Origin of the sequence: Corynebacterium otitidis ATCC 51513, assembly GCF_000296405.1 — a bacterium.
Taxonomy (GTDB): Bacteria; Actinomycetota; Actinomycetes; order Mycobacteriales; family Mycobacteriaceae; genus Corynebacterium; species Corynebacterium otitidis.
In genome coordinates this window covers 494,517-504,989 of record NZ_JH815193.1, presented here as the reverse complement: position 1 = coordinate 504,989, position 10,473 = coordinate 494,517, and the positions used below count along the sequence as shown (strand labels likewise).

At 71.4% G+C, this 10,473-nt stretch carries 4 protein-coding genes and 1 pseudogene; 3 read left to right on the top strand and 2 right to left on the bottom strand.

The genetic code is table 11. The annotated features are described in order from the left end of the window. Window positions 1-171: 171 nt before the first annotated feature. Complete coding sequence (gene betT / locus HMPREF9719_RS05035; RefSeq protein ID WP_004600896.1) at window positions 172-2,361, bottom strand: choline BCCT transporter BetT; 2,190 nt, start codon at window positions 2,359-2,361, stop codon at window positions 172-174. 227 nt (window positions 2,362-2,588) lie between these two features. Between betT and fdh the strand changes: the two are divergent. The 3 genes and pseudogenes from fdh to nrfD form a co-directional block, all read left to right on the top strand. Beyond that, window positions 2,589-5,822: pseudogene (gene fdh / locus HMPREF9719_RS05025) on the top strand (formate dehydrogenase); the annotation flags it as partial. Between the two features lie 254 nt (window positions 5,823-6,076). Next, window positions 6,077-7,474: a 4Fe-4S dicluster domain-containing protein gene (locus HMPREF9719_RS05020; protein WP_004600893.1), complete on the top strand. Its 1,398-nt coding sequence runs from the start codon at window positions 6,077-6,079 to the stop codon at window positions 7,472-7,474. Then, window positions 7,475-8,548 (top strand): NrfD/PsrC family molybdoenzyme membrane anchor subunit, encoded by a 1,074-nt coding sequence (gene nrfD, locus HMPREF9719_RS05015; protein WP_004600892.1) that lies wholly within the window; start codon window positions 7,475-7,477, stop codon window positions 8,546-8,548. It begins immediately after the preceding gene. A 48-nt stretch (window positions 8,549-8,596) separates the two neighbouring features. Here the strand turns inward: nrfD and selD are convergent, their stop codons facing one another. Further along, entirely contained in the window at window positions 8,597-9,607 is a 1,011-nt protein-coding gene (gene selD / locus HMPREF9719_RS05010) for a selenide, water dikinase SelD (RefSeq protein ID WP_038075393.1), read from the bottom strand. Window positions 9,608-10,473: the final 866 nt, after the last annotated feature.

Genomic DNA, 10,473 nt, shown 5'->3' with positions numbered 1-10,473 from the left:
CGCGGCTGCGGGCGCCCGGCGGGGCCGAGCGGGACAGTGCGGGGCCGCGCGGTAAAGGCCCCGACACGAGAATGCGCCCGCCGGCGGGGCCGGCGGGCGCAGAGGGAAAGCTTAGGGGAGGAACCCCAGGGGCCGGGGCGCGGGCGCGCGGCCCGCCCCGGCCCGGGCCTTCTAGGCCTCGTCCTCCCACTGGGTGGGCACGGCCGGGTCGACGGTGCCGGTCGGCGCGCCGTGCTCGGCGGTCTCGCCGAGGTAGGTGAGGTGCGCGTCGTAGGCGTCGACGACGTCGGCGATGGTCTGTTCCTGGCTGTAGCCCATGAGGTTGTGGCCCCGAGAGCCGGTCTGGGAGAAGACCTCGAGCTTGAAGTACGTCTCGCGGCCCGTGGTGGGGCTCGCGGCGAAGCTCGGGACGGGGTAGGCAACCGGGTAGGCCTCGTACTTGAACTGGTCCTGGTCGCCGAAGTCGACCGTGAGGTTGCAGTACGGCAGCCCGTGCTCGGACTCGGTGCCGCGTTCGACTGTGACGTCGTGGCCGATGGCGCGCAGCTCCCCGGCGACGGCCTCTAAGGCGGGAGCGGCGACGTCGGTGAGCTGCTTGGCGGCCTGCTCCGCGGTGGGCAGGGAGGCGCGCTGGCGCAGCCGCTGGCGCCACGAGCCCTGCTCGCCGGTGCCGCGCAGCCGCGCGGAGATCGCCCCCGCCAGGGAGCGTTCGCGCGCGTCCTGGGAGAAGCCCTCGGTGTTGAGCGCCCGCCACACGCTGATCATGAGCAGGTAGATCACCACGGAGAACGGCAGCCCGATAAGAAGCGTCGCCGACTGGAGGGTCTCCACGCCGTTGATGAAGAGCATCACCAGGGTGAGCGCGCCGGTGACGACGGCCCACACGATGCGCAGCCACGGCGGGCCGTCGGAGTCGCGCATCGTCGCCTTGGAGGTCATGTTCGCCATGACCAGCGACCCGGAGTCGGCGGACGTGACGTAGAACAGCAGGCCGCTCAGTACCGCGAGCGCCATGGTGAAGACCGCGCCCGGGTACTGCTGGAGCAGGAGGAAGAACCCGGACTCGGGCTCCTCGGTGGCGGTGACGAGGAAGTCGATCGAGCCGTCCTGGAGGCTCGCGACGGTGGCGTTGCCGAAGATCGACACCCACAGAACGATGAAGCCGAAGGGGATGAGCAACACGCCGCCGATGAACTGGCGCAGCGTGCGGCCCCTGGAGATGCGCGCGAGGAAGAGCCCGACGAAGGGCGCCCAGGCGATCCACCAGGCCCAGAAGAACAGCGTCCAGTCGGCCATCCAGTCCTGGGCGGGCAGCGCGGGCGAGCCGGCGTTGTAGGCGAACGTCTCGAAGAGCATGTCGGGCAGGCGGGCGAAGAAGTCGCCGATGTTCTGCACGAGCGCGGTGAGGAACGCGGACAACCGGCCGGTGACCGCGACCCACACGAGCAGCACGAGCGCGAGGATGACGTTGAGCTCGGAGAGGCGGCGGATGCCCTTGTCGACGCCCGTGACGGTCGAGGCGATGGTCACGGCGACGGCCACGGCGATGAGCGCGACCTGCACGGCGGTGCCGGTGGGCACGTCGAAGAGCGCCTGGAGCCCGAAGTTGATGAACACCACGCCGATGCCCAGCGAGGTCGCGATGCCGAAGATCGTGCCGATGACGGCGGCGATCTCCACGCCGTGGCCGATGGAGCCCTCGATGCGGCGCCCGAAGATCGGCGCGAGCGCGGAGCGGATGGACAGCGGCATGTGGTAGCGGTAGGCGAAAAGCCCGAAGGCGAGCCCCATGAGGGCGTACATCGCCCAGCCGGGGATGCCGTAGTGGAACATCGTCCACACCGGCGCCATGCGGGCGGCCTCCTCGGTGAGGCCGGGCACGTCGGGCGGGGTGAGGATGTTCGTCGCCGGCCCGGCGATGGAGAAGAACATCAAATCGACGCCGATGCCCGCGGCGAACAGCATCGCCGCCCAGGTAAAGAGGTTGAACCTGGGCTTGGAGTGGTCGGGGCCGAGCTTCGTGCGGCCGCGGCGGGTGAGCGCGACGATGAGCACGAAGACGACGACGATGCCGGCGGTGGCGACGTAGTACCAGCCCAGGTTCGTCGAGACCCAGTCCTGGGCGGCGAAGATGACGTCGGCGGCCTGGTCGGGCAAAAGCCACGCCCAGAGCACGAACGCGACAATGAGCGCCGCGGAGATCCCGAAGACGGGCCAGTTCACCGCGGAGTGCTTCGGCTCCTTCGGCTCCGTAACCTCGTCGGCCGCGGCGGGCTGCCCGGGGGCGGGCTCGTCGGTCGTGGCGCCGCTTCCGGGCGGCCGGTCCGAGGGCTCCCCCTCGGCAGGTGTCGAGCTGGACAACGTGGGGTCCTCCTTACGTTGCTGAGTAGTGCGGTAGGTGCTGCACTTTTGTCAGAAATCCTGTGCCCGGGGGGGTTTCGCTCGCGCGCCCGGGCAGGGACCGTTACACCTTAACTAAGGGTGTCCGTGCGCCGCCGTCGGGCGGCGGGCGCGACGGCGCGGCCGAAAAAAAGAGGCGCCCCGTTTCGGTTTGTGGCCCCGAGGCTCGGCGATAGACTGACCACATAATGACGACGAAGAGCTTCCTCAACTGGCCGGTCATCAGGCAGCTGCGCGGCAGGGACCCGTTCGGCCGGGCCGACAACACCCAGTCGGCCAAGTCGAAGGGGCTCACCCCGCGCACCCAGACCGCCGACCGCGTGGTGAAAAGCGTGTGCCCGTTCTGCGCGGTGGGCTGCGGCCAGCGGGTCTACGTCAAGGACGGCAAGGTCGTCCAGATCGAGGGCGACCCGGACTCGCCGATCTCGCGGGGCCGGCTGTGCCCGAAGGGCTCGGCCTCCGAGCAGCTCGTCAACTCCTCGACCCGCGTCACCGAGGTGCTCTACCGACGCCCGCGCGCCACCGAGTGGGAGCGTCTCTCGCTCGACGAGGCGACCGACATGATCGCCGACCGCTTCGTCGAGGCGCGCCGCAAGCACTGGCAGGAGTACAACGACGCCGGCGAGCGCGTCGCGCGCACGATGGGTATCGCGGGGCTCGGCGGCGCGACCCTCGACAACGAGGAGAACTTCCTCATTAAGAAGCTCTTCACCGCGGCGGGCGCGGTGCAGATCGAGAACCAGGCGCGCATATGACACTCCGCCACGGTTCCCGGTCTGGGAACCTCGTTTGGCCGCGGCGGCGCCACCCAGCCGCTGCAGGATATGGCGAACTCTGACTGCATCGTCATTCAGGGTTCGAACATGGCCGAGGCCCACCCGGTCGGCTTCCAGTGGGTCGCGGAGGCGAAGGCGCGCGGCGCGCGCGTCATCCACGTCGACCCGCGGTTTAGCCGCACCTCGGCGGTCGCGGATAAACACCTGCCGATCCGCGCGGGCTCGGACGTCGTGCTGCTCGGCGCGCTGATCAAGTACATCATCGACAACGAGCTGTACTTCCGGGACTACGTCGTGGCCTACACCAACGCCGCAACCCTGGTGCGCGAGGACTTCGAGGACACCGAGGATCTCGACGGGCTGTTCTCCGGCTACAACCCGGAGACCGGCGAGTACGACACGGCGACGTGGCAGTACGCGACGAAGCCGTGCTGCGGCGATTCCTCCGACCTGCCGGGCATGGCAGACGACCCGCAGGCTAGCGGCGTCGAGGGCGTGGCCGGGAACTGGACCAACGAGACCGACGAGACGCTCACCCACCCGAGGTGCGTGTTCCAGGTGCTCAAGCGCCACTACCAGCGCTACACCCCGGAGCTCGTCGAGCAGGTCTGCGGCATCCCGAAGGAGGACTTCTACTACCTCGCCGACGCGGTGACGAGGAACTCGGGCCGGGAGCGCACGACGTGCTTCGCCTACGCGGTGGGCTGGACCCAGCACACGCTCGGCGCGCAGTTCATCCGCACCTCGACGATCCTGCAGCTGCTGCTCGGCAACATCGGCCGGCCCGGCGGCGGGATCATGGCGCTGCGCGGCCACGCCTCGATCCAGGGCTCCACGGACATCCCGACGCTCTTCCACCTCCTGCCCGGGTACATCCCCATGCCGAAGGCGGGCATGGAGCACCTCTCGGACTTCATCCCCTCGCTGGGCGATCCGAACAAGAAGGGCTTCTGGGCCAACGGCAACAACTACGCCGTGAGCCTGCTGAAGAGCTACTTCGGGAAGAACGCCACGAAGGACAACGAGTTCGGCTACCAGTGGCTGCCCAGGCTCGACGGGCCGCTGGGCACGTACCAGACGCAGATGGCGATGATGCGCGACGAGGTCGACGGCTACTTCGTCTTCGGGCAGAACCCGGTGGTGGGCTCCGCGCACGGGCGGATGCAGCGCGACGCGATGCGCCACCTGAAGTGGCTCGTCGTGCGCGACTTCCAGCTCATCGAGACCGCGACGTTCTGGAAGGACTCCCCGGAGATCCTCGACGGGGAGATCGCCCCGGAGGACATCGACACCGAGGTGTTCTTCCTGCCGGCGGCCACCCACGTGGAGAAGGCCGGCACGTTCACCCAGACGCAGCGCATGGTGCAGTGGCGCCACCAGGCCATCGAGGCCCCCGGCGAGGCCGAGGCGGAGCTCGAGTTCTTCTACCACTTAGGCGAGAAGATCCGCGAGCGCGTCGCCGACTCCACCGACCCGCGCGACCTGCCGCTGCAGATGATGTCGTGGGACTACACCTCGGAGAAGACCGGCGACGAGCCGGACCCCGAGATGGTGCTCCGCGAGATCAACGGCTACCACCTCGAGGGGGAGAAGGCCGGCCAGCTCGTGAGCAACTTCAACGAGCTGAAGGACGACGGGTCGACGTCGTCGGGCTGCTGGATCTACGCCGGCGTGTTCGCCGACAACGTCAACCACGCCGACGACCGCGTGCCCGGCACGAAGCAGGACTCGATGGCATCGAAGTGGGGCTGGGTGTGGCCCGCGAACCGCCGCATCCTCTACAACCGCGCCTCCGCCGACCCGGACGGCAAGCCCTGGAGCGAGCGCAAGAAGCTCATCTGGTGGGACGAGGAAAGGGGCGAGTGGGTCGGCCCCGACGTGCCCGACTTCCCGAAGACCCTCGACCCGCACACCAGGCCCGAGAAGGGCGCGGTGGGCCCGAAGGCGCTCTCCGGCACGGACGCGTTCATCATGCAGCCGGACGGCAAGGGCTGGCTCTTCGCGCCCGAGGGGGTGGTCGACGGGCCGCTGCCCACCCACTACGAGGCCCAGGAGTCCCCGGTGGAGAACCCCGTCTACCGGCAGCAGAAGTCGCCGACCAGGCGGGTGTTCCGCCGCGAGGACAACCTCTCCGCGGCGAGTGCCGGCGAGCCGGGCGCGGAGGTCTACCCGGTGGTCATGACGACCTACCGGCTCACCGAGCACCACACCGCCGGCGGCATGAGCAGGTATGTGCCCTACCTCTCGGAGCTGCAGCCGGAGATGTTCGTCGAGGTCTCCCCGGAGCTCGCCGAGGACCGGGGCTTGGAAAACGGCGAGTACGCGACGATCATCTCGCCGCGCGCCGTCATCGAGGCCCGCGTGTTGGTCACCAACCGGTTCAGGCCCCTGACGATCAACGGGAAGCGCTTCCACCAGATCGGCCTGCCGTACCACTGGGGGCAGGGCAACGAGGCGGTCGTGCGCGGCGACTCCGCGAACGACCTGCTCGGCCTGGCGCTCGACCCGAACGTCCAGATCCAGGAGTCGAAGGTCGCCTCCTGCGAGGTGCTGCCCGGCAGGCGCCCCCGCGGCCCGGAGCGCGACAAGATGGTGCTCGACTACCAGCGCCGCGCAGGCCTCACCACGGAGACGGGCAACCAGCTGCTCTCCTACCCGGAGAGCACCCCGCCGCCCGGCCCGGGCAGCGCGGGGGAGCTCCACGGGGAGCACGGCGGCGCCGACCCGGGCGCCGACGTCGAGCGCTCCGCCGAGGGCGTCGACCCGGACGGGCCCGACGAGACCGAGGACGGCGACCCGGCCGCGCGCGACAAGAAGCGCGACGACAAGAAGGGCCGGAGCCGCGACGAGAACGAGCGGCGCGACGACGACAGTCACGACGGCGACGAGGGAGGTAGGAAGTGACCAACTGGCTTCTCGAGCGCGCGGGCAGCGGCTACGGGGAGAACCGCCAACCGCGGAAGGGCTTCTTCACCGACACGTCGATCTGCATCGGCTGCAAGGCCTGCGAGGTCGCCTGCAAGGAGTGGAACCGCAACCCCGTCGACGGCGACTACGAGCTGCTCGGCTCGTCGTTCGACAACACCGGCTCCCTCGGCGCGGACACGTGGCGCCACGTCGCGTTCGTCGAGCAGTCCAAGGAGCGCATCGACAAGGCCCGCGAGTCGGGCCGCAGGCTCGCGAACCTCGGGATGCCGACGGTCGGCCCCGGCGAGGAGACCGAGGCCGAGCCCTCCTCTGGCGGGGGCTGCGCGTGCGGCGGCGGCTCGTGCGGCTGCGGCGGCGGGAGCACCGCGGGCGAGGGCATCGACCCGAGTGTGAGCGACAACCGCCTCGGCGAGGAGCCCGCCCCGGGCAGCGGTGTGCACGACCGGCCGGGCAACCAGTCGGGTATTGCCGCGGGTTCCGAAGAGGGCGCGGGCATGCCGGGCGCCGCGGCCGCGGGCTTCAACACCTCGACCACCGCTCACCCGGACACCCCGGACTTCCGCTGGCTCATGGCCTCGGACGTGTGCAAGCACTGCACCCACGCCGGGTGCTTGGACGTGTGCCCGACCGGCGCGCTCTTCCGCACCGAGCACGGCACCGTCGTCGTGCAGGACGACGTGTGCAACGGCTGCGGCACGTGCGTGGCCGGTTGCCCGTTCGGCGTCATCGAGCGCCGCACCGACGGCGGCATCCAGAAGCGCGACGACCACGCCGAGACCACCGCCGGCGACGTGCTGCCGCGTCGCGACGAGGTCGCCAACAACCGGGTGAGCCCCCAGGACTCGGGGCTTGGCTCGCCGATCGCCGACGAGCACACCGGCGGCATCCCGGGCGCGCTCAACTACCTAGGAGCGAAGTTCTTCGGCCGGGGCACGAAGCCGGAGGAGAAGTCCGACTTCACCGTCGGGCGGGCCGCGCCGCGCACCAACATCGGCATCGCCCAGAAGTGCACGCTGTGCTACGACCGCCTCAAGGACGGGGAGACCCCCGCGTGCGCGAAGGCGTGCCCGACGACGTCGATCAAGTTCGGCGAGCGCGACGAGCTCCTCGCCGCGGCGAAGGCGAGGGTTAGGGAGCTCCACGCCCAGGGCATGACCGAGGCGAGGCTCTACGGCGCGAACTCCGAGGACGGGGTCGGCGGCACCGGCTCGATCTTCCTGCTCCTCGATGAGCCGGAGGTCTACGGCCTGCCGCCTGACCCGCGCGTGCCGACCGCGGACCTGCCGCGCATGGCGAAGCGCGCGGGTGTCGCGGCGCTGGGCATGCTCGGCGCGGCGGCCGCCGCGTTTCTCGCCGGGGGGAGGAAGTAGATGGCAGAGAGCTTCGACGAGGTCCGCCCGCCGAGCATGAAGCGCCGGCGCGGCGGGAAGAAAAAGAAGCGCCGGGGCCGCGTCGGAGGGCCCGGCTCGGTCGTGCCGGAGCCCGAGTTCTCCTCGTACTACGGCCGGCAGGTCGTCAAGGCCCCGCCGTGGGAGAACCCGATCGCCGTCTATCTCGTGCTCGGCGGGATCGCCGGGGGCTCCTCGCTGCTCGGCGCGGGCGCGCAGCTCACCGGCAACGATCGCCTGCGGGCCTCGACGAGGCTCACGGCGATCGGCGCGGCCGGCGCGGGCTCGGTGGCCCTCATCATGGACCTGGGCCGCCCGGAGCGGTTCCTTAATATGCTGCGGGTCTTCAAGCTGAGCTCCCCGATGTCGGTGGGCGCGTGGATCTTAAGCGGTTTCGCGTCCGCGGCGGGGCTCGCCGCCGCCGGCGAGGTCGACGAGCTCACCGGGAGGCGCCTGCCCATCCCGCGGTTCGCGCGGCGGCTCTTGCACGCCGCGACCCCCGTCGCGGGCCTGGGCGCGGCAGCGCTGGGAGCGCCGCTCGCGGTATACACGGCGGTGCTGCTCTCCGACACGTCGGTGCCGACGTGGAACGCCGCGAAGGACCACCTGCCGTTCGTGTTCGTCTCCTCGGCCTCGCTCGCCGCGGGCGGCGCGGCGATGATCACCACCCCGAACGACGCGGCGAGGCCCGCTAGGCTGCTTGCCGCGGCGGGCGCCGCCGGCGACGTCGCGGCGATGCGCGCCCTGGAAAAGGGAATGGACCCGGTCGCGCAGGAGCCGCTGCACCACGGCAAGCCCGGCAAATGGCTCAAGTGGTCGGAGCGCCTCGTCGTTGCCGGCGGCATCGGGGCGCTCGTGTCGCGGCGTTCCCGGCTGCTGCAGGCGGCCTCGGGCGCGGCGCTGGTCGCGGGCTCCGCGCTCACCCGGTTCGCGGTGCTGCACGCGGGCCTCGAGTCGGCGAAGAACCCGCGCTACACCGTCGAGCCGCAGAAGCGCCGCCTCGAGGAGCGCCGCTCCAAGGGCGAGGTCGGCGACTCGGTGACCACCGCCCGCTAGGCCGGCCCGGGTCTTAAGAGCCCGGGGACTTCACAGGGGCCGGGGGCCCTAGCGGATCTCGATGGTGGTCTCGTCCGAGGCGGGGCGGGTCTCCCCGATGACGGGATAGCCGGGCACCTCGCCGACGACGAGCAGCCCCCCGGAGGTCTGCGCGTCGGCGAGCAGGATGAGCTCCTCCTCGCCGAGTTCGTCCCCGCCGGCGAGATGCGGGCGCACCCAGTCGAGGTTGCGCCTCGAGCCGCCGGGGATGAACCCGTCGGCGAGCGCCTCGCGGGCGCCGTCGAGGTAGGGGACCTTCGCGTGGTCGATGACCGCCGACACCCCGGAGGCCCGCATCATCTTGTGCAGGTGGCCGAGCAGCCCGAAGCCGGTGACGTCCGTCGCGGCCTTCGCGCCCGCCGCGAGCGCGGAGCGCGACGCGTCCCGGTTGAGCGCGGTCATCGACTCGATCGCCACTTCAGAGACCTCCCCGGTCTGCTTGTGGCGGTTGTTGAGCACGCCCACGCCCAGCGGCTTGGTCAGCGTGAGCGGCAGGCCCGCCTCGGCGGCGTCGTTGCGCATGATGCGCTCCGGGTCGGCGAGCCCGGTGGCGGCCATGCCGTACATCGGCTCCGGCGAGTCAATCGAGTGCCCGCCGGTCACCGGCGCGCCCGCCTCCTCCGCGACGGTCATACCGCCGCGCAGCACCTCGGTGAGGAGCTCGAGCGGCAGGTCGTTGCGCGGCCAGCCCACGAGGTTGATGACGGTGACGGGCTCGCCGCCCATGGCGTACACGTCGGAAAGAGCGTTCGCCGCGGCGATGCGCCCCCAGTCGTAGGCGTCGTCGACGACCGGGGTGAAGAAGTCCGCCGTCGAGATGACCGCCTGGTGGTCGTTGATGCGCACCGCGGCAGCGTCGTCCCCGTCGTCGAGGCCGACGATGACGTTCGGCCCCTGGGGCTTCACGAGACCGTCGACGGCGCTCTCGAGCTCGCCGGGGGGAATCTTGCACGCGCAGCCGCCGCCGTGCGCGAACTGCGTGAGGCGAATGCTTGAGTTCTTCAGCTCGCTATCGGTCATGGGGACGATCATAAGACGACGACCAAGGACCGCGTCCCGCCCAGGACAACACCATTTAGGTTCACCGCCGCGCACCCACGGATCCACCCGCCCGGCGGCCCGGGCCAGCCGCGCCGCAGTACTCTTCCCTGCCGCCGTGATCCGCGTCTCTGCCCCGGCCGGGGAGGATTCGGTAGCCCCGTCACCGGGTGAAACAATGACCGCTAGGCTCGGCCGCCGAACCGGGCGGCCGAGCTTTTCAGTTTCGATGTCCGACGAGAGTCAAGGGGGATGCGATGGCGGATCCGCGGCCAGGGGAGGACGAGCGGCGCGACGAGGCGGGCGCGCCGACACCCCCGGGCGCGGCCCGGCCCGGGGCGAGCCCCGCCGCCGGCCGCGGCGACTCCGACAAGTCGCGGCCCGCCGCCCCCAAAGCACCGGGTTCCGCCGCGCCCACGCCCCCGGGCGCCGCACGGCCGGGCACGACCCCGCCCCAGCCGCCGCAGGCACCGGGAAACGCGGCGCCCAAGGCGCCCGGGGCTTCAACCCCTCAGGCGCCAGGCGCCTCCGCTCCGAAGGCTCCCGGGGCCGCGGCCCCGAAGGCGCCTGGCAGCTCCGCCCCGAAGGCGCCGGGCTCGGCGGCGCCGCAGGCACTCGGATCGGCCGCACCGAAGGCACCCGGCTCCGCCGCGCCTAAGGCACCAGGTGCGGCTGCGCCGAAGGCCCCTGGGGCTGCGGCTCCCCAGGCTCCGGGTGCATCCGCTCCTAAGGCCCCTGGCGCTTCCGCGCCGTCGGCGCCGGGCGCGTCGGCCCCCAAGCCGCGCGGCGGTGCCCCGACCCCGCCCGGAGCGTCCTCGCCCGCGGCCCCGGGAGCTGCCGCCCCGACG